General features: G+C 63.9%; 16 protein-coding genes and 3 pseudogenes. 10 read left to right on the top strand and 9 right to left on the bottom strand.

Annotation, left to right across the window (positions count from 1 at the left end; genetic code table 11):
* Nucleotides 1-65 precede the first annotated feature (65 nt).
* From ACFLEY_RS45960 to ACFLEY_RS45970, 3 genes are all read left to right on the top strand, one after another.
* Entirely contained in the window at nucleotides 66-422 is a 357-nt protein-coding gene (locus ACFLEY_RS45960) for a DUF1304 domain-containing protein (protein ID WP_211434386.1), read from the top strand.
* Nucleotides 423-626: 204 nt separating this feature from the next.
* The gene (locus ACFLEY_RS45965; protein ID WP_060912791.1) at nucleotides 627-1853 is read left to right on the top strand and encodes an ABC transporter substrate-binding protein; all 1227 of its coding nucleotides are present in this window, start codon (nucleotides 627-629) and stop codon (nucleotides 1851-1853) included.
* Nucleotides 1854-2030: 177 nt separating this feature from the next.
* The gene (locus ACFLEY_RS45970) at nucleotides 2031-3257 is read left to right on the top strand and encodes an ABC transporter substrate-binding protein (protein WP_060912792.1); all 1227 of its coding nucleotides are present in this window, start codon (nucleotides 2031-2033) and stop codon (nucleotides 3255-3257) included.
* Nucleotides 3258-3419: 162 nt separating this feature from the next.
* Here ACFLEY_RS45970 and ACFLEY_RS45975 read toward each other — a convergent pair whose 3' ends face one another.
* Entirely contained in the window at nucleotides 3420-3845 is a 426-nt protein-coding gene (locus tag ACFLEY_RS45975; RefSeq protein WP_060909488.1) for a DUF1330 domain-containing protein, read from the bottom strand.
* A 180-nt stretch (nucleotides 3846-4025) separates the two neighbouring features.
* Between ACFLEY_RS45975 and ACFLEY_RS45980 the strand changes: the two genes are divergently transcribed.
* Together ACFLEY_RS45980 and ACFLEY_RS45985 are read left to right on the top strand one after the other, a co-directional pair.
* Nucleotides 4026-6167, top strand: a complete 2142-nt coding sequence (locus tag ACFLEY_RS45980) for a transglycosylase domain-containing protein (protein WP_060909489.1) — start codon at nucleotides 4026-4028, stop codon at nucleotides 6165-6167.
* Nucleotides 6168-6472: 305 nt separating this feature from the next.
* Nucleotides 6473-7233, top strand: a protein-coding gene (locus ACFLEY_RS45985) for an IS5 family transposase (RefSeq protein WP_110115998.1) whose coding sequence is annotated in 2 segments (ribosomal slippage) — nucleotides 6473-6812 and nucleotides 6812-7233 — 762 coding nt in all. Because the reading frame shifts where the segments join, the coding sequence is not laid out codon by codon here.
* 64 nt (nucleotides 7234-7297) lie between these two features.
* On the opposite strand, the gene ACFLEY_RS45990 is transcribed toward ACFLEY_RS45985, so the two are convergent.
* The 4 genes from ACFLEY_RS45990 to ACFLEY_RS46005 form a co-directional block, all read right to left on the bottom strand.
* Nucleotides 7298-8137 carry a M48 family metallopeptidase gene (locus tag ACFLEY_RS45990; RefSeq protein WP_011083731.1) on the bottom strand — a complete coding sequence of 280 codons (840 nt, stop codon included), beginning with the start codon at nucleotides 8135-8137 and terminating at the stop codon, nucleotides 7298-7300.
* 321 nt (nucleotides 8138-8458) lie between these two features.
* Entirely contained in the window at nucleotides 8459-9787 is a 1329-nt protein-coding gene (locus ACFLEY_RS45995) for a polyhydroxyalkanoate depolymerase (protein ID WP_028172598.1), read from the bottom strand.
* Nucleotides 9788-9909: 122 nt separating this feature from the next.
* Nucleotides 9910-10728: an ABC transporter permease gene (locus ACFLEY_RS46000; RefSeq protein ID WP_060909490.1), complete on the bottom strand. Its 819-nt coding sequence runs from the start codon at nucleotides 10726-10728 to the stop codon at nucleotides 9910-9912.
* Between the two features lie 118 nt (nucleotides 10729-10846).
* Nucleotides 10847-11650 carry an ABC transporter ATP-binding protein gene (locus ACFLEY_RS46005; RefSeq protein WP_060909491.1) on the bottom strand — a complete coding sequence of 268 codons (804 nt, stop codon included), beginning with the start codon at nucleotides 11648-11650 and terminating at the stop codon, nucleotides 10847-10849.
* A 106-nt stretch (nucleotides 11651-11756) separates the two neighbouring features.
* On the opposite strand from ACFLEY_RS46005, the gene ACFLEY_RS46010 reads away from it, so the two are divergent.
* Nucleotides 11757-13079, top strand: coding sequence for an ActS/PrrB/RegB family redox-sensitive histidine kinase (locus tag ACFLEY_RS46010; protein WP_060909492.1), 1323 nt, complete (start codon nucleotides 11757-11759; stop codon nucleotides 13077-13079).
* Nucleotides 13080-13181: 102 nt separating this feature from the next.
* On the top strand, nucleotides 13182-13736 hold the full coding sequence (locus tag ACFLEY_RS46015; protein WP_008141807.1) for an ActR/PrrA/RegA family redox response regulator transcription factor: 555 nt from the start codon (nucleotides 13182-13184) through the stop codon (nucleotides 13734-13736).
* A gap of 114 nt (nucleotides 13737-13850) precedes the next feature.
* Here ACFLEY_RS46015 and ACFLEY_RS46020 read toward each other — a convergent pair.
* A pseudogene (locus tag ACFLEY_RS46020) lies at nucleotides 13851-14341 on the bottom strand (MmcB family DNA repair protein).
* A 54-nt stretch (nucleotides 14342-14395) separates the two neighbouring features.
* Here ACFLEY_RS46020 and ACFLEY_RS46025 point away from each other — a divergent pair.
* Nucleotides 14396-15743, top strand: a pseudogene (locus ACFLEY_RS46025) (alpha-amylase family glycosyl hydrolase); the annotation flags it as partial.
* 186 nt (nucleotides 15744-15929) lie between these two features.
* On the opposite strand, the gene ACFLEY_RS46030 reads toward ACFLEY_RS46025, so the two are convergent.
* Nucleotides 15930-17528: an alpha-amylase family glycosyl hydrolase gene (locus ACFLEY_RS46030; protein WP_060909494.1), complete on the bottom strand. Its 1599-nt coding sequence runs from the start codon at nucleotides 17526-17528 to the stop codon at nucleotides 15930-15932.
* A 171-nt stretch (nucleotides 17529-17699) separates the two neighbouring features.
* On the opposite strand from ACFLEY_RS46030, the gene ACFLEY_RS46035 reads away from it, so the two are divergent.
* Nucleotides 17700-18392 (top strand): MBL fold metallo-hydrolase, encoded by a 693-nt coding sequence (locus ACFLEY_RS46035; protein WP_011083722.1) that lies wholly within the window; start codon nucleotides 17700-17702, stop codon nucleotides 18390-18392.
* Nucleotides 18393-18485: 93 nt separating this feature from the next.
* Here ACFLEY_RS46035 and ACFLEY_RS46040 read toward each other — a convergent pair whose 3' ends face one another.
* Nucleotides 18486-19664 (bottom strand): PHB depolymerase family esterase, encoded by a 1179-nt coding sequence (locus ACFLEY_RS46040; protein WP_028172592.1) that lies wholly within the window; start codon nucleotides 19662-19664, stop codon nucleotides 18486-18488.
* Nucleotides 19665-19793: 129 nt separating this feature from the next.
* Complete coding sequence (locus tag ACFLEY_RS46045; protein ID WP_060909495.1) at nucleotides 19794-21206, bottom strand: MFS transporter; 1413 nt, start codon at nucleotides 21204-21206, stop codon at nucleotides 19794-19796.
* 159 nt (nucleotides 21207-21365) lie between these two features.
* Between ACFLEY_RS46045 and ACFLEY_RS46050 the strand changes: the two are divergent.
* Nucleotides 21366-22417: pseudogene (locus tag ACFLEY_RS46050) on the top strand (FAD-dependent oxidoreductase).
* Nucleotides 22418-22720: the final 303 nt, after the last annotated feature.

Here is a 22720-nt window from a genome sequence, read left to right on the forward strand (position 1 = left end):
CTTGCCATGCCGGACGTGCTACCGTCCACCCGAAAGCTGACGCTTTGGGGGAGCTCAACTTGAGTCTGATCGCGAATATCCTGGTGGCGCTGGTCGCCGCACTGCACGCCTACTTCCTGATCCTGGAGATGTTTCTCTGGGACAAGCCGCAGGGCTTGAAGGTCTTTCGCAATACGCCGGAAAAGGCCGCGATCACGAAGGTGATGGCTGCCAATCAGGGCCTCTATAACGGCTTCCTTGCCGCCGGCCTGATCTGGGGCTTGCTTCACGGCAACCCGGCCTTCGCATTCCAGATCAAGGCGTTCTTCCTGCTTTGCGTGATCGTGGCCGGCGCCTATGGCGCGGCGACCGTCAGCACGCGCATCCTGCTCGTGCAGGCGCTGCCGGCGGCGATCGCGCTGGTGGCATTGTTCCTGGCCTAGGACCGCTGGCCTAAGATCCTTGGCCTAAGATCCTGGGCCTAAGATCCTGGGCCTAAGATCCTTGGCCTGAGACGCTACGGCGCAGTGCCGCGATCCTTGCGCGGCGGCGAACGTTCCTCCACACTCTTCGGCAGCGATGGCGACCGTTGCAACCAACGGAAAAAGACCATCGGCCGAAAATTCCGTCAGGAGGAACAACCCAACATGAGCAATCGCAGAGTCTTCATGGCTGCCACGGCGGCGCTCGCCTTCGCGGTCTCCGCCAGCCAAGCCCTCGCACAGAAGAAATATGACACCGGTGCGAGCGACACCGAGATCAAGATCGGCCAGACCGTGCCGTTCTCCGGCGCCTACTCGGTCTATGCCAATATCGGCAAGACCCAGGCCGCCTACTTCAAGATGATCAACGATCAGGGCGGCATCAACGGCCGCAAGATCAACCTGATCCAGTATGACGACGCCTATTCGCCGCCGAAGACCGTCGAGCAGGTCCGCAAGCTGGTCGAAGGCGACGAGGTGCTCTTCACCTTCCAGCTCATCGGCACCGCGGCCAACGCCGCCGTGCAGAAATATCTCAATGGAAAGAAGGTGCCACAGCTGCTGGCCTCGACCGGCGCGGCGCGTTTCAACGATCCGCAGAACTATCCCTGGACCATTGCCTACAATCCGAACTATGTGTCCGAGGGGCGCATCTACGCCAAGTACATCCTCAAGGAGCATCCGAACGCCAAGATCGGCGTGCTCTACCAGAACGACGACATGGGCCGCGACTACCTCGCGGGACTCAAGAGCGGCCTCGGCGACAAGGCCGCCAGCATGATCGTCGGCGAAGTGTCCTACGAGGTCACCGATCCGACCGTGGATTCGCAGGTGGTCAAGCTGAAGTCGATGGGCGTCGACCTGTTCTATGACGCCTCGACGCCGAAATTCGCCGCGCAGGCCATCAAGAAGCTCGCCGACCTCGGCTGGACGCCGGTGCACATCCTCGACATCAATGCGAGCCCGATCTCGGCGACGCTGAAGCCGGCCGGCCTCGAGATCTCCAAGGGCATCATCTCGACCCAGTATGGCAAGGAACCCAGCGATCCGCAGTGGAAGGACGATCCGGGCGTGAAGGCCTTCTTCGCCTTCATGGACAAGTACTTCCCGGAAGGCGACAAGCTCAACACCGTCAACACCTATGCCTATTCGGTGGCCGAGCTGCTGGTGCAGGTCCTGAAGCAATGCGGCGACGACCTCACGCGTGAGAACGTCATGAAGCAGGTCGCCAACATCAAGGACTTCACCCCGAGCTTCGCGCTGCCCGGCATCAAGATCAACACCGGGCCGAACGACTACCGCGTCAACAAGCAGATGCAGATGATGAAGTTCAACGGCGAGCGCTGGGAGCTGTTCGGACCGATCATCGAGGACAACGGTCCGTCGGGCTAGCGACTCGGAGACGTCACAGGGTGGGTTGGCGAACCGCAGCCCACCCTACGAACTGCGGGCACATCCCCGCCTTGCGTTGCAGCAACGCCTCCTCCACACTCCCCGGCAGCGATGGCGCCGGGCGCGCAACAGTGCGTCCGGCAGATCATCGGCAATAACAAGCTGAGGAAATTGCGAATGAGGAATGGAATGCTGCATCTGGCCACGGCAACGGCGCTGACCCTGGCGCTGTCGATCTCTGCGGCCAATGCCCAGAAAAAATATGATCCGGGCGCCAGCGACACCGAGATCAAGGTCGGCCAGACCGTGCCGTTCTCGGGGCCAGCGTCGGCCTATGCGTCGATCGGCAAGACCCAGGCCGCTTACTTCAAGATGATCAACGACCATGGCGGCATCAACGGCCGCAAGATCAATCTGATTCAATACGACGATGCCTATTCGCCGCCGAAAGCGGTGGAGCAGGTCCGCAAGCTCGTCGAGAGAGACGAGGTGCTGCTCACCTTCCAGATCATCGGCACGCCGTCGAACGCGGCCGTGCAGAAATATCTCAACTCCAAGAAAGTGCCGCAGCTGTTCGCGGCCACCGGCGCCTCGAAGTTCACGGACCCCAAGAACTTCCCGTGGACCATGGGCTACAATCCGAACTATTTCGTCGAAGGCCGCATCTATGGCCAATACATCCTGAGGGAGCATCCGAACGCCAAGATCGGCGTGCTCTATCAGAACGACGACCTCGGCAAGGACTATCTGAACGGCATCAAGGCCGGCCTCGGCGACAAGGCCGCCAAGATGATCGTGACGGAGGCGTCCTACGAGGTGTCCGACCCGACCGTCGATTCGCAGATCCTCAAGATCAAGGATGCCGGCGCCGATTTGTTCTTCAGTGCGACCACGCCGAAGCAGGCGGCGCAGGCGATCAAGAAGATCGCCGAGCTCGGCTGGCATCCGGTGCAGATCGTCGACATCAACGCGACCTCGGTCGGCGCGGTGATGAAGCCGGCGGGGCTCGATGCCGCCAAGGGCGTCATCAGCGTCAACTACGGCAAGGACCCGCTCGATCCGACCTGGAAGGACGATGCCGGCATGAAGCGGTATCTCGACTTCATGGCGAAATACTACCCGGACGGCGACAAGGACTCGAACTTCAACACCTACGGCTACGGCACCGCGCAGCTTCTGGCCCATGTGCTCCAGCAGTGCGGCGACAACCTGACGCGCGAGAACGTCATGAAGCAGGCGGCGTCGCTGAAGGACGTGACCGGCGACATCGCGCTGCCGGGCATCAAGGCCAACACCTCGCCGACCGACTACCGCGTCAACAAGCAGCTTCAGATGATGAAGTTCAACGGCGAGCGCTGGGAGTTGTTCGGCCCGATCCTGGAGGATGCAGGGCCGGCGGGTTAGTTTCCTCCGCTGTCATTCCGGGGCGATGCGACAGCATCGAACCCGGAATCTCGAGATTCCGGGTTCGGCTCTTCGAGCCGCCCCGGAATGACTGAACAAGAAGGCGTGGATGGCTGGGTCAAGCCCGGCCGTGACGGCAGAGAGAGTGTCGCTCCGCGGCTCTCAAGTCGGCACCTCGCCAAAATTCTTCCCCACCGGCAGCACCGCGTGCCGGATCAGCCGCGAATCCTCCACGGCGGCCTGGCGGTGCTTCACCGCCTCGCGATAGACGGGATCGCGGATCATCTCGACGAAGGCGGCGACGCTTGGGTATTCGGCGATGAAGCAATGGTCCCAGCGTTCCTCCTGCGGGCCGATCAGCATCAGCTCGAACCTGCCCTGCCAGACGATGCGCCCGCCGAGGCGTTCGAACACCGGGCCGCTCTCGCGGCCATAGGCCGCATAGGCCTCCGCGCCGCTCGCCTTGCGGCCGTCCGGGTAGGCGGCGTCTTTGCGCAGCCGCACCAAGTTGAGCATGTGGATCGGGCCCGGGCGATCGTTGTCCCGGAATTGCGCGAAAATCTCCTTGGTCGGATCGATGTGGCCCATAGGTACTCCCTCGTGTGTTCCCTCTTGTTTTGTGGCGGCGATCCTAGCTTCGCCGTCCGATCAGCGGAACTGCGGCGGACGAATGCCGCACCTCCTAATCGCGCGTTAACGCCTGGGTAACCGGGCCTTAAACAGCGACCGCTAGCGTGCGGCGGGGCGGGCTGACCGGGCGTTTTGCGTATGGCGTGGGGAAAGAAAAAGGGTGGGCGGAAGGAGCCGCTGTTCGGCTTGCCCGCGGCGCTCGCCGACCTGCGCCTGACTGCGGCCGACCGCGTCCCGGGCGGCGAGGACAAGCCGAAGAAGTCAGCGAAATCGTCCGCCAAGCGCCGGTCGAAGTCGCGTATCGGCGCCAGCCTTGGCCGCCTGGTCTATTGGGGCGCGGTGGTGGGCCTGTGGGGTGCCATCGCCGTGATCGGCGTCGTGATCTATGTCGGCGCCCATCTGCCGCCGATCCAGTCGCTGGAAATTCCCAAGCGTCCGCCGACGATCCAGATCGTCGGCATGGACGGCAGCATGCTGGCGCAACGCGGCGAGATGGCCGGCGCCAATGTCGCGCTGAAGGATCTGCCGCCATACCTGCCCAAGGCCTTCATCGCCATCGAGGACCGCCGCTTCTATTCGCATTTCGGCATCGATCCCGTCGGCATCCTGCGCGCCCTCGTCACCAACGTGCTCCATCGCGGCGTGTCGCAGGGCGGCTCGACGCTGACGCAGCAGCTCGCGAAAAACCTGTTCCTGACCCAGGAGCGCACCATGCAGCGCAAGCTGCAGGAGGCGGAGCTCGCGATCTGGCTGGAGCGCAAGCATTCCAAGGACGAGATCCTGGAGCTCTATCTCAACCGCGTCTATTTCGGCTCCGGCGCCTATGGCGTCGAGGCCGCCGCGCAGCGCTATTTCGGCAAGTCGGCGAAGAACGTGACCATCGCAGAAGCCGCGATGCTGGCCGGCCTGGTCAAATCGCCCTCGCGGCTTGCGCCGAACCGCAACCCGGAAGGCGCGGAAGCGCGCGCGCAAATCGTGCTCACGGCGATGGCGGATGCAAGGTTCATCACCGAAGCGCAGGCGCAGGCCTCGATCGGCCATCCCTCCTACAACGTGAAGCCGGTCGGCGCCGGCACGGTCAATTACGTCGCCGACTGGATCGGCGAGGTGCTGGACGACCTCGTCGGCCAGATCGACGAGAGCATCAAGGTCGAGACCACGATCGATCCGAAGCTGCAGGGCGAGGCGGAAGCCGCCATCATCGACGAACTCGCGGCCAAGAGCGTGAAGTTCAATGTCAGCCAGGGCGCGCTGGTGGCGATGACGCCCGACGGCGCCGTGCGCGCCATGGTCGGCGGGCGGAACTATTCCGAGAGCCAGTACAACCGCGCGGTGACCGCCAAGCGCCAGCCGGGCTCCTCGTTCAAGCCGTTCGTGTACCTGACCGCGCTCGAGCAGGGCCTGACGCCCGACACCGTGCGCCAGGACGCGCCGATCGAGGTCAAGGGCTGGAGACCTGAGAACTACACCCATGAATATTTCGGCGCGGTGACGCTGACCCAGGCGCTGGCGATGTCGCTCAACACGGTCGCGATCCGCCTCGGTCTCGAGGTCGGGCCCAAGAACGTGGTGCGCACTGCGCACCGGCTCGGCATCTCCTCGAAGCTCGAGCCCAATGCCTCGATCGCGCTCGGCACCTCCGAAGTCTCGGTCGTCGAGCTGGTCGGCGCCTATGCGCCCTTCGCCAATGGCGGCTTCGTGGTGACGCCGCATGTCGTCACGCGGATCAGGACGCTCAGTGGCAAGCTGCTCTACATGCGCCAGCCCGACGAGCGCAACCAGGTGATCGACCCGCGCTATGTCGGCATGATGAATTCAATGATGCGGGAAACGCTGATATCAGGCACCGCCAAGAAGGCGGAGATCCCCGGCTGGCCGGCGGCCGGCAAGACCGGCACCAGCCAGGATTACCGTGACGCCTGGTTCATCGGCTACACCGCCAACCTCGTCACCGGCGTCTGGCTCGGCAATGACGACAACGCGCCGACCAAGAAGGCGACCGGCGGCGGCCTGCCGGTCGAAGTCTGGTCGCGCTTCATGCGCACCGCGCACGAGGGCGTGCCGGTCGCGAACTTGCCGAACTCGCAAGCGAGCTGGGGCCTGTCGAACCTCGCGCAGGCGGCATCGCAGGTATCGCCGCCAACAGCGGCCGCGCCCGGGCCGGCACCGGCGAGCAATGGCGGCTATCGCCCGCCACCGACGCGCGCCAATGCGCGGCCGGAAGCGGCGGCGGGGCTGGATGGCTGGTTGATGGACCGGCTGTTTGGCGGGAATCGATAGGTTCGGCTTGAGGCCTTTGGGGCCTCAAAACAAAAACTGCGAAAACAACCCCATGCACAGTAGCCGGTGATCGCTGGCGCGATGCGCGGTGGATTGTGCGAGGTCATTGATACGTCGGGCAAATCAAAAGCCGTAGCGCAAGGCGCTGACGTCGCCCCACTCTCCGCCGTCATTGCCCGCGAAAGCGGGCAATCCAGTACGCTGCGGCCTCTCGATTCAGTAACAACCGCCTCGGAATACTAGGGTCTGTACCTAAATAGCGCCACGTGATTCTCTTGCCTACGTGTTGATTCGGGGGCGAGAGAATGCGCGCTGGTTTGTTTTGGCTGAACGACAGGCAATGGGCGCGTATCGAACCGCATCTGCCGAGGGGACTGACGGGGCCGGATCGGGACGACGACCGACGCATCGTCAGCGGCATCATTCACATGCTGCAATCGGGTGCACGATGGCGTGATTGTCCACGTGAATACGGCCCTTACACGACGATCTACAATCGCTTCAATCGCTGGGCCAAGCGAGGACGATGGTGCGCAATCTTCGAAGCGCTGGCCAAGCCTGGCGAAGACGGCGTCGTACTGTCGCTCGACTCGACCTCGATTAAAGCTCACCGGTGTGCCTCCGGCGGAAAAGGGGGGAGCACAATCAAGCAATCGGCCGCTCGCGCGGAGGCCGCACGACAAAAATCCATGCGCTGAGCGATCCGCTCTGCCGGCCGGTCGTCCTGCATCTGACTCCAGGCCAGGATGCCGATATCGCTGCGGCTCCCGATGTCCTGGCGCTCGCGCCACCCATGAGCGTGCTCCTCGCCGACAAAGGGTATGATGGCGACAAGCTTCGCGGCGAAATCATTCGTCGTGGCGCCAAGCCCGTAATCCCCAATAAATCTAACCGTGTCGTCATCCATCGCTTCAACAAACGCGCCTACAAAGGACGAAATGTCATCGAACGCTGCTTTTGCAGGCTCAAGGACTTCCGGCGCATCGCCACGCGATATGACAAGCTCGCCCGTAATTTTTTGGCCGCTGTTCATCTCGCCGCTCTCGTCGCATATTGGCTCAATTGAGTCTGGACCCTAGATCGCCCGCTTTCGCGGGCGATGACAGCTCCAATTTGGTTAGCAGCGGACGCTAATCCTCGACCCCGTACCGGTGCAGGTCGTTCCCGCACGTGTCGAGCCACTTCTTGGCGCGCTCCATCGAGGGGCAGACCTTGCCGCACACGCGCCAGAACCGCGCCGAGTGGTTCATCTCGACGAGATGGGCGACCTCGTGGGCGGCGAGATAGTCGAGCACGAAGGGCGGCGCGAGGATCAGGCGCCAGGAGAACGACAGCGAGCCGGCCGAGGTGCAGGAGCCCCAGCGGCTGGATTGGTCGCGGATCGACAGCCGCTTGACCCTGACACCGAGCTCGGCGGCATAGGCTTCGGCCGAACGCTGAAGATCGTGGCGCGCCTCGCGCTTGAGGAAGTCATGGACGCGGCGGTCAGCATGCTCGACGCCGCCGGCGACGCAGAGAATGCGTTCACCGCTGTCGCGCACTTCGGTCCACACCGTGCCGCGCGCACCGGCGCGATGAACGATGCGATGGGGAACACCGCGAAGCGGTATCACTGTGCCAGGCTGGAACGGCGCGGCCTTCGGCAAACGCCCGAGACGTGCCGCAATCCATGCACCGTGACGCTGCGCGAAGTCTTTTGCTTCGGCGAGCGTGCCGCGCGGCGGCATGGTGAGGATGGCTTCGCGATCGCTCGGATGAATTCTGAGCGTGTAGCGGCGCGCACGCCTGTGCCTGCGCAGCCGAATCGCAAAAAACTGCGATCCATGGGTGATGACGAGGGTTTTTGGCTCGTGGGGCCGCCGATAGAGGAGAGCGCGAGTGGCCATGTCTGTCAGTCCGGGGAGCAGGAGTTCGCCCGGATTCTGCCATAACCGCCGCCAGGGAAAGCGCTCGGCGCAAAAACAAATCATTTGCCCAATATACAGGGGTCTGGCGTCCGGGAGACCCTACAGACTGGGGTTGGAACCCGCTTTGTTCGCCCCCTCCGGACGCATGCGACACCCCCAAGGGGTGAGGGCTGACTCACTCCTATAAAGCTACCTAAATACCGCGAATCTGGAGGGAACCAAGCCCTGTCGGAACCTCCGGCAGCACCCGAATTTTCGACGGGAAAGCCGAAAAACGCGTCGAGAGCGAGGTCCGCTCCGATGTGATCGAACGGAGATGGCTCTCGATTCCACTTCTGACGCGTTTTCTTTGCGCGGACCGGTCCCGCTTCGCTCGAAAACGCTCTATTCGGCCGCGAGAGCCTGCAACGAGCTCGGATTCGCAGCGGAGACCATGAAGTCGTGAATCCTCGGCACGATTTCCGACTTGAAACGCGAGCCGTTGAACACGCCGTAATGGCCGACGCCCTTCTGGACGTAATGAACGCGGCGATGATCGGGGATCGAGCGGCACAATGTGTGCGTTGCTTCGGTCTGACCCAGACCGGAGATGTCGTCGTTCTCGCCTTCGACCGTCATCAACGCCACACGCTTGACCTTGGAGGGATCGACGCGGGTTCCACGATGGGTCATCTCGCCCTTCGGCAGCGCGTGCTTCACGAACACGGTGTCGACGGTCTGCAGGTAATACTCGGCGGAGAGGTCCATCACCGCGAGATATTCGTCATAGAACTCACGATGCTTGTCGACGAGATCGCCGTCGCCCTTCACCAGATGGGCGAAAAGCTGCTTGTGGGCATCCATGTGCCGGTCGAGATTCATGCTGATGAAGCCGTTGAGCTGCAAAAATCCCGGATAGACGTCGCGCATCATGCCCGGATGCGGGAACGGCACCTTGGTGATGACGTGGTTGCGGAACCAGTCGATGCCGCGCTCCTGGGCCAGGTTGTTCACCGCGGTCGGATTGCGGCGGGTGTCGATCGGGCCGCCCATCAGGGTCATCGAGGTCGGCACGAACGGATCGCGCTGCGCTTCCATGATCGAAACGGCGGCGACAACGGGCACCGAGGGCTGGCACACCGCCATGACATGGGTGTTGCCGCCGAGGACGTGCAACATCTCGATGATGTAGTCGATGTAGTCGTCGAGATCGAAGCGGCCGTCGCTGAGGGGCACCATGCGGGCATCGGCCCAGTCGGTGATGTAGACATCATGCGCGGGCAGCAACGCCTCGACCGTGCCGCGCAGCAGCGTCGCATAGTGGCCGGACATCGGGGCCACGATCAGCACGCGCGGCTGCGGGCTGCGCAGCGGACGGGTGAACTTGCGATCGAAGTAGAGCAGCCGGCAGAACGGCTTTTCCCAGACCGAACGGATCTCGACGGGGACGCGGATGCCGTTGACCTCGGTGTCGTTGAGGCCCCATTCCGGCTTGCCGTAGCGGCGCGTGGTGCGCTCGAACAATTCGCAGGCCGCGGCGACCGACTTGCCGACCTCGGTGCGCGCCCAGGGATTGAGGGGATTCTGAAACAGGAACTTGGTCGCGTCGGTGACCGCACGTGCCGGATTGAGAGAGGCGTGGGCCATCTCGTACATCCAGTACATCGGCGTCGTCAGGACCGGACTGCCTTCTGCAGCCAGGGGCGGCGCGCCGCCAAACTCACCAATAGGCATCGCTATATCCCTCTTCGCATCGCAGCATACTGCCGAATGCGTAATATTGCGTCAATGCACCGTCCCCGTACATCTACGTGGCAAAGACGGTTAAATCAGCCTGAATCCACGGGAAAGTGAAACTATTCGCCGGCGGACAGCAGCGAGCCGTTCTTCCTGGCGCTGCGCAAAAGGGCAAGGAATGCCCCAAAAGATGCAACAAGCAGCCCTAAATTGATGGCCAGCGCCTCCAGCATCAGGTCGGTGCGGAAGGTGTTCTCGATCAAGAGCGCCCGCATCCCCTCGAAAACGTAGGTCGGCGGCAGCGTCCAGGCGACAACTTGCAGCCAGCCCGGCAGCACGCTGACCGGATAGTAGATGCAGGCGAGCGGCATGATCGCGAACATCAGGGTCCAGACGATGCTCTCGGCGCCGAGACCGTTTCGCAGCACGAGTCCTGACACGAAGATGCCGACCGACCAGCTGGTGAAGATCAGATTGCAGAAGAACGCGATCAGCGGCAGGCCGAGGGCGTAAACGTTGAAGTGAAACAAAAACAGCGCGAGCAGCGTCATCGGGATCACGCCGATCGCGAGCCGGATCAGGCTCATGATCATCAGCGACAGCAGAAACTCGATCGGCTTCAGGGGGCTCATCATGAGGTTGCCGAGGTTGCGCGCCCACATCTCCTCCAGGAAGGAGATGGAGAAGCCGAGCTGGCCGCGGAACAGGATGTCCCAGAGGATGACGGCGCCGATCAGCGTGCCGCCGGCGCGCGCGAAGAAATTGGCGTTTTGCGCGATGTAGAGCTGCAGGAAGCCCCAGGTGATGACTTGGAGCGCAGGCCAGTAGAGCAGCTCGAGCAGCCGCGGCCAGGACGACATCAACAGGTACCAGTAGCGCAGGATCATCGCGCCGATGCGCTGCATGGAGATGCCGCGATGGAGGGTGATGTCAGTCATCGCGGCACCGTGCAGCCCGGATGAAGCTTCGTCATTCCGGGGCGCGCAGAGCGCGAGCTATGATGCGCCCCGGGATGACGGGATCCATCCGGGCTAGGACCGAAAAATCGGGACTCCCTCATCGCGCCGCCTCCTTCTCGCCGTTCACCCGGCCGCGCGCGACGTCCAGGAACACCTCCTCCAGCGTGGTGCGGTTGTAGCGGGCCATGATGGCCTCCGGCGTGTCGTCATCCTCGATGCGGCCGCGCTTCATGATGATGACGCGGTCGCACAGACGCTCGACCTCGAGCATGTTGTGCGAGGCCAGGAGGATGGTGGCGTTGTTCTCCTTGCGATAGCGCTCCAGATGGCCTCGCACCCAATCGGCGGTGTCAGGGTCGAGCGAGGCGGTCGGCTCGTCCAGGAGCAGCAGCTCGGGCTGGTTGATCAGCGCTTTCGCCAGCGCGACGCGGGTCTTCTGGCCGGCGGAGAGCTTGCCGTTGGCACGGTCGATGAATTCGGTGAGGTCGAGATCGTCGGCGAGCCTGGCGATGCGGCCCGCGAGATTCTTCACCGCATAGAGCTTGCCGAAGATGGTGAGGTTCTGCCGCACCGTGAGCCGCATCGGCATGTCGACATAGGGGCTTTCGAAATTCATCCGCCCCAGCACGGAAGCGCTCTCCTCGGGCATCTTATGCCCGAGCACCTGCACGCGGCCGGAGGTCGGCAGCACCAGGCCCATGATCATCGCGATGGTCGTGGTCTTGCCGGCGCCGTTGCCGCCCAGGAGCCCGGTGATGCTGCCGCGCGGCAGCGAAAAGGAGATATCGTCGACGGCGCGGGTCTGCTTGTAGACCTTGACGAGGTGATCGACCGCAATTGCCGCAGAGGAGCTGCGCTCCGCGACAGTCGGCGGACTTGAAGCTTTGTCGTTCCCGGTCATGCTGAGCCGTTCTTCTGCTATTGCAGCTGACAGCGCAAGGCTTGTAATCCGGGTGGTTCCACCAGCCGCGCGTTCGTGACCAGAAGGCACCGCCACATTGGCCGACATGACCGAAATTGCCGCTTCCGACTTTCGCCCCGCGCAGCGGCATATCCGCCTGGACACCATCCTGCGGCTGCGCTGGCTCGCGGTGCTCGGCCAGCTCGCCGCGATCTTCATCGTGGCGCAGGGGCTGGAGTTCAACGTCGAGATCGTCCCCTGCGTCAGCATCATCGCCCTGTCGGCCTCGCTCAATCTGGCGCTCCAGACCGTGTCCAATCCGCTGCAGCGGCTGGAGCCGATGCAGGCGGCCGGACTGCTTGCGCTGAACATCGTGGAGCTGGCCGGCCTGTTGTTCTTCACCGGCGGGCTCCAGAACCCGTTCTCGTTCCTGTTCCTGGCACCGGTGCTGATCTCGGCAACCGCGCTGCCGGCCCGCTTCACCTTCGGGCTTGGCGTGCTGGCCGTCGCCTGCGCCTCGGTCCTGTTCTTCTTCCACCTGCCGCTGCCCTGGGATTCCGACGATCCGCTGGTGCTGCCGCCGATCTATCTCGTCGGCGTCTGGCTCTCGATCGTGCTCGCGATCGGCGTCACCAGCCTTTACTCGTTCCAGGTCACCGAGGAGGCGCGCAAGCTTGCGGATGCGCTCGCCGCGACCGAGCTGGTGCTGACGCGCGAGCAGCATCTGACCCAGCTCGACGGCCTCGCCGCCGCGGCCGCGCACGAGCTCGGCACGCCGCTCGCGACGATCTTCCTGATCTCGCGCGAGCTGGAAAAGACGGTGAAGGACCCGATCTTTGCCGCCGATTTGAAAACCCTGCGCGAGCAGACCCAGCGTTGCCGCGACATCCTCAGCAAGATCACCCAGCTCTCCTCCACCGGCGCGCCGTTCGACCGCATGAAGCTGTCGGAGCTGATCGAGGAGGTGGTGGCCCCGCACCGCGATTTCGGCGTCGACATCAAGGTGCGGATCGCGGTGGCCGCCTTCGCCGAGCCGGTCGGCTCGCGCAACCCGGCGATCCTCTACGGCGTCGGCAACATCGTCGAGAACGCAGTCGATTTCGCCCACACCACCGTCGAGGTGAACGCCTGGTGGAACAAGGACACGATCGAGCTCCTGATCTCCGACGACGGCCCCGGCATTCCGCCCGATATCCTTAACCGGATCGGCGAGCCTTATCTGTCGCGGCGGCGCACCCAGGATGACGCCGGCGGCGAACGGCGCGGCCTCGGGCTTGGCGTGTTCATCGCGCGCACCCTGCTCGAACGCACCGGCGCCAAGGTCTCGTTTACCAACCGGATCTTTCCGGAACACGGCGCGGTGGTCCAGATAACGTGGCCGCGACAGCGTTTTGAGGCTATCGAGACGCTTGAAGAAACAATAGGATAGGCCGCGACCTTGCGTCGCACAGGCCGGCTGATCGACTATTGGCGGCCTTGGCGCCGCCCGTTTGCGACGCCATATGTGGATGTGCAGAGAGAGGACGAAACCTTGAACGCCATCGCCGAACTGAACGAACAGACCGACCGCTCGCTTCTCATCGTGGAGGACGACAAGCCGTTTCTGGAGCGCTTGTCGCGCGCGATGGAGACGCGCGGCTTTGCGGTGACATCGTGCGACACCGTCTCGGACGGCCTGGCACAGATCGGCAAGGCGGCGCCGGCATTCGCCGTGGTTGATTTGCGCCTCGGGGACGGCAACGGCCTCGACGTGGTCTCGGCGCTGAAGAAGAAGCGCCCGGATGCGCGCGCGATCGTGCTGACCGGCTATGGCAACATCGCCACCGCGGTGACCGCGGTGAAGATGGGCGCGATCGATTATCTCTCCAAGCCGGCCGATGCCGACGACGTCGTCGCCGCGCTGCTGTCGACCAGCGCAGAGAAATCCGAGCTGCCGACCAACCCGATGTCCGCCGATCGCGTCCGCTGGGAACACATCCAGCGCATCTACGAGATGTGCAACCGCAACGTCTCGGAAACGGCGCGGCGGCTCAACATGCACCGCCGGACGTTGCAGCGCATTTTGGCCAAGCGCGCGCCGCGGTAACAGCTTCGTAGGGTGGGTAGAGCGAAGCGAAACCCACCTTCCTTGCTTACCTGACCGCCTTGCTTACCTGACCGAAAGTGATGGGTTTCGCTTCGCTCTACCCATCCTACGGACTCATTCCCAGAAATCCGCGTGCCCCTGCGGATCGACCAGCCGGTTGATCCGCAAAGCCGCCGCCATCGCAAAACGCACCGTCATCTGCTTGCGCGTGGCGGCCGCGATCTTGTGCTCGGGCGCCTCGCAATGCAGATGCGCGCCATAGGCGTCGGCGATGATGAGGCCGGTGTCTTGCGGAAAGATCTCGCACGGCAGGTCCTGCGTGAAGGCGAAGAACAGCCGGTCGCAATGGGCGCGGTATTCGTGCCATTTCTGATCTGCGCGCAGATCCTCGACGACGACTTGATCTCGACGATCCAGATCTCGCCGCGCTCGTTCAGCGCCACCAGATCGGCGCGCCGGCCCGACGGTAGCGGCAGTTCGCTGATGCAGGAAAATCCGAGCGAGCGCAGCAGCCGCGCCGTGCCGCGCGCGATCGCCAGCGCCGTCTCGGATTGGCGGCGGTCCGGCGGCGGCACGAGGGCGATGTTGCGGGCGCTGCTGTCCATGGGGTGAGGATAGCCGATTCCATTCCACCCGTCATTCCGGGGCGCGCCACCTGGCGCGACAAGAACTCGCCCTATCGCGACTGGTACGTCTGGTCCGACACGAAGCCCGCCAATGCCAACAAGGGCATGGTGTTTCCCGGCGTGCAGAAATCGACCTGGACGCGCGACAAGGACGCCGGCGCCTGGTATTTTCATCGCTTCTACGATTTTCAACCCGACCTCAACACCTCGAACCCGCACGTGCAGGCCGAGATTTTGAAGATCATGGGCTTCTGGATCCAGCTCGGCGTCTCCGGATTCCGCATGGACGCCGTGCCCTTCGTGATTGCGACCAAGGGCGCCAAGGTGAAGAAGCCGGTCGAGCAATACGACATGCTGCGCGCGTTCCGCGAATTCCTGCAATGGCGCCAGGGTGACGCCATAATCCTCGCCGAAGCCAATGTGCTGCCGGAAACCGACATGGAATATTTCGGCCGCGATGCCGACCGCATGCACATGATGTTCAACTTCCACGTCAACCAGCATCTGTTCTATGCGCTGGCGTCGGCCGACTCGCGACCGCTGGCAAAGGCGCTGAAGGCGACCAAGCCGCGGCCGGCCTCGGCGCAATGGGGCCTGTTCCTGCGCAATCACGACGAGCTCGATCTCGGGCGCTTGACCCCGGCACAGCGCGACACCGTGTTCAAGAGCTTCGGCCCCGACAAGGACATGCAGCTCTACGACCGCGGCATCCGCCGCCGCCTCGCGCCAATGCTCGGCGGCGACCGCAGGCGGCTCGAGCTTGCCTACAGCCTGATGTGCACGCTGCCGGGAACGCCCGTGATCCGCTATGGCGACGAGATCGGGATGGGCGACGATCTCTCATTGCCGGAGCGCAATTGCGCGCGCACGCCGATGCAATGGTCGACCGAGCCGCATGGCGGCTTCACCAAGAACGACAAGCCGGCCTGTCCCGTCATCGACAAGGGCCCTTATGGCTTTCCGCACGTCAACGTCGCCAAGCAGCGGCGCGATGCCAATTCCATGCTGAACTGGACCGAACGCATCGTCCGCATGCGCAAGGAGGTGCCGGAGATCGGCTGGGGCAATTTCGCGATCATTGCGACGCGTGATCCGGCTGTCTTCATCATGCGCTATGACTGGCGCAACAATTCGGTGCTGTTCGTGCACAATCTCGATGAGAAGCCACGCGAGATCGCGTTCTCGACGGGGCTGCCTGATGATGCCGGCGCGCACCTGATCAATCTGCTCGCGGAAGACCACAGCCACGCCGACAAGCGCCCAGCACCGCGTCGTCCTGGAGCCGTATGGCTATCGCTGGTATCGGGTCGGCGGGTTGGATTATTTACTGAAGCGGAGCGATATCGATGAGGATACTGCGGGTAACAAGCATCCGGGGTAGGTGCATCCACACACTCCGCCGTCGTCCTGGCGAAAGCCAGGACCCATTACCCCAAGAGGTCGTTGGCGCGTGAGCTGATAACCACCAGCCTCCGCCACACTGCGTCCTGTGGTAATGGGTCCTGGATCTGCGCTTCGCTTGTCCAGGACGACGTTGGAGAATGACGCTATCGCCTCGCCCTACTTTTTAGGGCGGCGCGACGATCACGCCCTCATTGCCGCGCAGATCCAGCACCCCTTCCAGCCGCTCACCCTCACGATCCAGGAACGTCGACAGCAGGATCTCGCTGCCGAAGCGGATCGCGCTGGTGGTGACGGCGATCGGGTCGGGGCCGAGATTGAGGGCCACGATCACCGCCCTGCCCTCGGCCTCGCGGCGGTAGATCAGGAGATCGCCCTGCGCCGCGATCGGATGATAGTTGCCGGCCACCAGGGGCGGGCTGCTCTTTCGCAGCACGATGAGCCGCCTGTACAGGCTGAGGATCGAGCGCGTGTCGGCTTCGAGATTGACGACATTTTCGTGGATATGATCCTCAGGCAGCGGCAGCCACGGCCTGACGTTCGAGAAGTCGGCGAAGTTCGAGGAATCCCACTGCATCGGCGTGCGGCAACCGTCGCGGCCGACGCCGATGCCGGGCACGTTCTTCTCGAAGGGATCGCGCACATCCTCGGGCGCGATCGCGAGCTGATGCATGCCGATCTCGTCGCCGTAATAGAGCGTCGGCGTGCCGCGCAGCGTCAGCAGCAGCATGGCGGCGACGCGGGCCTGCTCGGGCCCGACGCGGCTGGCGACGCGCGGGCGGTCGTGATTGCCAAGCACCCAGTTCGGCCAGGCGCCTTTCGGCAGCGCCTTCTCGTAGTCGTCGATGATCGTCTCGATCGAGCGCGCGCTCCAGAACGTCGAGAGCAGCGCGAAGTTGAACGGCATCTGCGCGCCGGTGAGGTCGTTGCCGTAATAGGCCATCAGCCGGTGCAGCGGCAGATAGATCTCGCCGATCAGCACGCGGGCGCGATAGGCATCGGTGACGCGGCGCATCTCGGCGATGACGTCGTGCACCTCCGGCTGGTCGGTGGAATATTGCGTGAGTATCTTCTCGTTCGGCGGACGGCCCTCGACGTAGTGAGGATTGGGCGGATTGTCGCGGAATTCGGCGTCCTTGATCAGGTGCCAGATCACGTCGACGCGAAAGCCGTCGACGCCCTTGTCCAGCCAGAACCGCATCGCGTCGTAGATCGCCGCGCGGACGTCCGGGTTGCGCCAGTTGAGGTCCGGCTGCTGGGCGAGGAAGGCGTGATAGTAATATTGACCCGTCGTCTCGTCGAACTGCCACGCGCTGCCGCCGAACTCGGACAGCCAGTTGTTCGGCACGCCGCCATCGGGCGCCGGATCGCGCCAGACGTACCAGTCGCGCTTGGGATTGTCGCGCGAGGACCGGCTCTCGACAAACCAGGGATGCTGGTCCGAGGTGTGGTTGGGCACGAGGTCGAGGATCAGCTTGAGACCATGCTCATGCGCGGCCGTGAGCAGCGCGTCGAAATCCGCCATCGTGCCGAACAGCGGATCGATGCCGGTATGGTCGGAAATGTCGTAGCCGAAATCGGCCATCGGCGAGGGGAAGATCGGCGACAGCCAGATCGCGTCGACGCCGAGCGACTTCACATAAGGCAGCCGCCGCAAGATGCCGGCGAGATCGCCGACGCCGTCACCGTCGCTGTCCTGAAACGAGCGCGGATAGACCTGGTAGAAGATGCCGTCGCGCCACCAATTCACCTCGCCCTGTGCCATGTCGGAGAACCCACCCGAAAATCCGCCTCGCGCGAGAGAACGCGGAAGCAACGCCCCGGTTCAAACCAGCAGGCCAATTGGGACGGCCGTGTGACGGCCGAGGCGGCTGTTCCGGGGCCGGGCCACGAATCTTTTGCTTGGCGGCATGGCAAAAATCGGCATTGTGGCGCCATGACCGAGCAAAATGATACCCAAGGATCCTCGCAAGAGTCCTCGCAAGCCAAGGCCGGCGCGATCATCGTCCCCGTGACGCTGTTCGAGCAGAACTGCACCATCATCTGGGACGAACCCGGCAAGAAGGCCGTGGTGATCGACCCCGGCGGGGACGTGCCGAAGATTTTGGAGGCGATCAAGCAGACCGGCGTCACCGTGGAGAAGATCTGGCTGACCCACGGCCATATCGACCATGTCGGCGGCGCCGCGGAATTGCGCGATGCGCTGAAGGTGCCGATCGAGGGACCGCATCAAGCCGACAAGTTCCTGCTCGACAATGTGGTGGAGAGCGGCGCGCGCTTCGGCATGACCGGGGTGCGCAACTTCGCACCGAACCGCTGGTTAGAGGAGGGCGACACCGTGTCGATCGGCGGCTTGCAGTTCGACATTCTGCACTGCCCCGGCCATTCGCCCGGCAGCGTGGCGTTCTTCAACAAGGAATTACGTTTTGCCCATGTCGGCGACGTCCTGTTCGCAGGCTCCGTCGGCCGCACCGACCTGCCCGGCGGCAGTCACGCCACGCTGATCAGCTCGATCAAGACCAAGCTGTTGCCGCTCGGCGACGATGTCGGCTTCATTTGCGGCCATGGCGCCGGCTCGAGCATCGGCCAGGAGCGGATGACCAATCCGTTCATCACCGGCGAGATGTAAGCTCTATTCAGCGATGCAGCGGCGTCGCCACAAACAGAGCTGTCATCCCGGACAAGCGTAAGCGCAGATCCGGGACGACGCGTGAGGGCTGAGCTACTTCATCAACCCCGCGGCGGTGAGCGCGCGCGTGATGATCTGGCCGAGGTCGAAGCCGCGGGCGTCCTCGCGCTTCGGCTCAGCCGGCGGTTCGGCGACCGCGTCGCGGATCGAGCGGGCCAGATGCGGCGCTGGCGTCAGCGCCGGCTTCGGCGCTCCAGGCTTTGCCTCCGCCTTCTTCTTCGCCGCGTCCGGAATCCAGCCGGTCAGGCCGAAGAACTTTGCGATGTGGTAGGACGAGGAGATGCCGGCCTCGATCAGGAACGCGCCTTCGACGCCATAGCGCTGGTCGTTGTCGGCTAGCCCGAGCGGCGTGCCGTGCGCCATGTCGGTGATGGCGTAGGACTCGACCAGCGTCTCGCCGTCCTTGTTCCACCAGGCCTGGCGCGGATAGCCGTCGACATTGGTCTCGGCCATCGGCACGTCAGGCAGGTCGTGCAGGTCGAGCCACTGCTTGACGATCTCGTTGGCATTGCCGGGATTGACGGTGCGGTCGGCACTGCCGTGCCACACCGACATCTTCGGCCAGGGGCCGCGATAATCGGAAGCGTTGCGCACGAGATCGCCGAGCTCGCGCGCGGGACGCGCCGGCGAATGGAACATGCCGTCCAGCGCCTCGCGCAAATTCGAGGCGATGCCATAGGGCAGGCCTGCGATCACCGCGCCGGCCGCGAAGACTTCCGGATAGGTCGCGAGCATCACGGACGTCATGCCGCCGCCGGCGGAGAGGCCGGTGATGAAGACGCGCCTGGGATCGATGCGGTGCGTCTTGACCATATGCGCGATCATCTCGCGGATCGAGCGCGCCTCGCCGCTGTCGCGCGCAGTGTCTTCCGGATTGAACCAGTTGAAGCAGGTGTTGCCGTTGTTGGCGCGCTGCTGCTCGGGCATCAGCAGCGCGAAGCCGTAGTGCCGTGCGAGCGTCGACCAGCCCGCGCCGAGATCGTAAGCCGCTGCGGTCTGTCCGCAGCCATGCAGCACGACGACGAGCGCGCGCGGCATCTGCAACTGCGCCGGCGCGAACGCAAACATGCGAAGATTGCCGGGATTGTCACCGAAGTCCGCAACCTCTTGCAATGGACCGGGCGCATCCGCGCTGCGGCCGAAGTCGGCAAAGCGCAGACCATCCACCTTCGGCAGGCGTCTCAAGAGATCGATATTTCTGGCAAGCGACACGGCAACTCCTGGCAGGCGACGTTCAACGTCCACCCAAACCAGATAGTTGCTGCACTGCAAAATGAAAAGTGTGTGTGCTGTCAATTACCAGAAATTCACGGAGAAACCGCACGCATTAACCGCAATGCCTCAACTTCGTGCAGATGCGCGGCGCATCCACGCCAGAAATGCGGCGCAGATCATTATTAATGTCACAAACAGCGCGAGCGAGACGAGAAATCCTGCGCGCGGTGATTGCAGAGCTTCGAGCGCGAAGAACAATGCGCCGATTGCGGCCACTCCGGCCGCATTTCCGATCTGCGCAATGGTGCCGTACATGCCGGACGCCGAGCCTGCGGCGACGGGCTTTACGGTGGAAAGCACCGCGCCGGACAGCGGCGCCATCACCAGGCCCTGACCGTAGCCGAAGATGATCATGGTGAGCGCAAGCCCGATCGGCGTCGGCGCATCGAGATCGACTACAACAAGCGCGAGCGCGGCGAGGCCCGCGATCTGAAGCGCGCAGCCCTCGATCAACACCTTGGTGCCGCGATGGCGCGCCCGCACACCGCTGTGACGCGAGGCCACGATGAAGGCGAACGCGAGCGGAATGAAGGCCATGCCGGCTTCGAGCGGCGGGATCTTCAGGCCGCGCTGCATGAACAGCGTCATGACGAGATAGAACGAGAGATTGGCGACGAAGAAAAAGAAGGCCGCGCCGAGGCCGCGCAGGAACGCCGCATCCGCCAGCAGCGTGAGATCGATCAGCGGCATGCCGCCGGCGCGCCCGACTGCGTGCTCGAGCTTCAGGAATAGCGCGAGGATCACCCCGCCGAACGCCATCGCCGCCCACAGAAACGGCGCCCAGCCGACATCGTGCCCGAACAGCAGCGGACCGATCAGGCACAACAACCCTGCGAACAGCACAACACTGCCCTTGATGTCGAGCTTCGTACCGGCCCGGCGAGGCACCGACGGCATGATGCGCCAGGCGGCACCGGCGATGACGAGGCCGCCGGGAACGTTGACGAAGAACACCGAGCGCCAGCCGGTGCCGGCGAGATCGAGCGTGACGAGAAGCCCGCCGAGCAGGAAGCCCGCGGCGCCCGCAAGCCCGAGCACAATGCCGTAGACGGCAAAGGCGCGGTTGCGCTGGCCGTCGGTGAACAACAGATGCAGCGTCGCCAGCACCTGCGGCACCATCAGCGCGGCGGTGGCGCCCTGCGCCAGCCGCGCGATGATCAGCTCCGCGCCTGATTGCGCCAGCCCGCACCACAGCGAGGTCAGGGTGAAGCCGAGCACGCCGGCCAGGAATACGTTCTTGGTCCCGTGGATGTCGCCGAGCCTGCCGCCGGTGACGACCAGCGTGGCATAGGCGATCAGATAGATCGCGATGACGGATTCGATCTGCGCCGGCGTTGCGTGCAGATCGACGGCGATGGTCGGAATGGCGACGTTCACGATGAAGGCGTCGACGCCGAACATGAACTGGGCGGCGACGACGATGCCGAGCACCCACCAGCGGCGCGACGAATCGATCTGCTTTGTGACGGTTTGATGCATCGGCGCGCGGCCCTTCCGGAATTTATTTGCGCGCGATGCTCGCAGATCGGCGTCATCGATGCGATTACCTCCGAGGTAGGACTTGCCGCCTTCTTGCCGCTTTGGCCCGATTGCTGCATGTCGGTTCCCGCGGATCTCGCGGGGTTCGGAAGTCTTCCGATGTACGACTACGACATGGTGGTGATCGGCTCGGGCCCGTCGGGGCGCCGAGCCGCAGTGCAATGCGCCAAGCTCGGCAAGGCCGTGCTGGTGGTGGAGAAGGGCCGGCGGGTCGGCGGCGTCTCCGTCCACACCGGCACCATTCTCTCCAAAACCCTGCGCGAGACCGTGCTCAATCTGTCCGGCTGGCGCGAGCGTGGCTTCTACGGCCGCTCCTACCGGGTGAAGCAGGATATCGCGGCAAGCGACCTGATGACCCGGCTGCAGAAAACCCTCGATCACGAGGTCGAGGTTCTCGAGCATCAGTTCAGCCGCAACCTGGTGCGCACCGCCAACGGCGAGGCGCGCTTCGTCGCGCCGCATCACCCAAGGTCAACGCGATCGAGAAGAATGCGCAGGGCAATATCGTCACGCATTTGTCGGACGGGCGTCACGTCACCACGGAAATGCTGCTGTTCGCAGCGGGGCGTGTCGGCGCCACCGACCGCCTCAACCTCGAGGCCGCCGGCATCGCCGTCGATCATCGCGGGCGCATCACGGTCGATCCCGTGACATTGCAGACCAGCGTGCCCCACATCTACGCGGCCGGTGACGTGATCGGCTTTCCGAGCCTCGCCTCGACCTCGATGGAGCAGGGCCGCGTCGCCGCCTGTCACGCGCTCGGCATGGAGCCCCTGGCGCCGCCGGAGTTCTTTCCCTACGGCATCTATTCGGTGCCGGAGATCTCGACCGCCGGCCTCACCGAAGAAGAGGTGCGCACGCGCGGCATTCCCTACGAGGTCGGCATCGCCCGCTTCCGCGAGACCTCGCGCGGCCACATCATGGGGCTGAACAGCGGCATGATGAAGATGATCTTCTCGACCAAGACGCGCCGCCTGCTCGGCGTGCACATCCTCGGCGAAGGCGCTACCGAGCTGATCCATATCGGCCAGGCCGTGCTCAACCTCAAAGACGGCATCGACTATTTCATCCAGAACACGTTCAACTACCCGACGCTGGCGGAGGCGTACAAGATCGCCGGCCTGGATGCGTGGAACAGGATGACGCGGTGATCTTCCTTCGCCTCTCCCCGCTTGCGGGGAGAGGCCGGAATTCAAACGCAGTTTGAATTCCGGGTGAGGGGGAGTCTCCGCGAGTCGACTGTCCATTGGAACGACGCCCCCTCGACGCGTCATTGCTTCGCTGCGCTCGCAATGACGGCGTGGGCATCTCGAAACCCCACTGCCTCCGTCCCCGCGGAGACTCCCCCTCACCCCGACCCTCTCCCCGCAAGCGGGGAGAGGGAGAAGATGAGCGCATGCCTGCATTCCGCCGCGCGGGACATCGCGCGATTGCGTTCGCGCCATCGGGCACGT

This window comes from Bradyrhizobium sp. YCK136, from assembly GCF_044570075.1.
GTDB lineage: Bacteria > Pseudomonadota > Alphaproteobacteria > Rhizobiales > Xanthobacteraceae > Bradyrhizobium > Bradyrhizobium diazoefficiens.

Coding starts and splice junctions, on each gene's coding strand:
- ACFLEY_RS46005 (WP_060909491.1), bottom strand. CDS start 11,650: ATGACCGGGAACGACAAAGCTTCAAGTCCGCCGACTGTCGCGGAGCGC.
- ACFLEY_RS45995 (WP_028172598.1), bottom strand. CDS start 9,787: ATGCCTATTGGTGAGTTTGGCGGCGCGCCGCCCCTGGCTGCAGAAGGC.
- ACFLEY_RS45980 (WP_060909489.1), top strand. CDS start 4,026: ATGGCGTGGGGAAAGAAAAAGGGTGGGCGGAAGGAGCCGCTGTTCGGC.
- ACFLEY_RS45990 (WP_011083731.1), bottom strand. CDS start 8,137: ATGATTTGTTTTTGCGCCGAGCGCTTTCCCTGGCGGCGGTTATGGCAG.
- ACFLEY_RS46030 (WP_060909494.1), bottom strand. CDS start 17,528: ATGGCACAGGGCGAGGTGAATTGGTGGCGCGACGGCATCTTCTACCAG.
- ACFLEY_RS45965 (WP_060912791.1), top strand. CDS start 627: ATGAGCAATCGCAGAGTCTTCATGGCTGCCACGGCGGCGCTCGCCTTC.
- ACFLEY_RS45970 (WP_060912792.1), top strand. CDS start 2,031: ATGAGGAATGGAATGCTGCATCTGGCCACGGCAACGGCGCTGACCCTG.
- ACFLEY_RS46035 (WP_011083722.1), top strand. CDS start 17,700: ATGACCGAGCAAAATGATACCCAAGGATCCTCGCAAGAGTCCTCGCAA.
- ACFLEY_RS46000 (WP_060909490.1), bottom strand. CDS start 10,728: ATGACTGACATCACCCTCCATCGCGGCATCTCCATGCAGCGCATCGGC.
- ACFLEY_RS45975 (WP_060909488.1), bottom strand. CDS start 3,845: ATGGGCCACATCGATCCGACCAAGGAGATTTTCGCGCAATTCCGGGAC.
- ACFLEY_RS46045 (WP_060909495.1), bottom strand. CDS start 21,206: ATGCATCAAACCGTCACAAAGCAGATCGATTCGTCGCGCCGCTGGTGG.
- ACFLEY_RS46010 (WP_060909492.1), top strand. CDS start 11,757: ATGACCGAAATTGCCGCTTCCGACTTTCGCCCCGCGCAGCGGCATATC.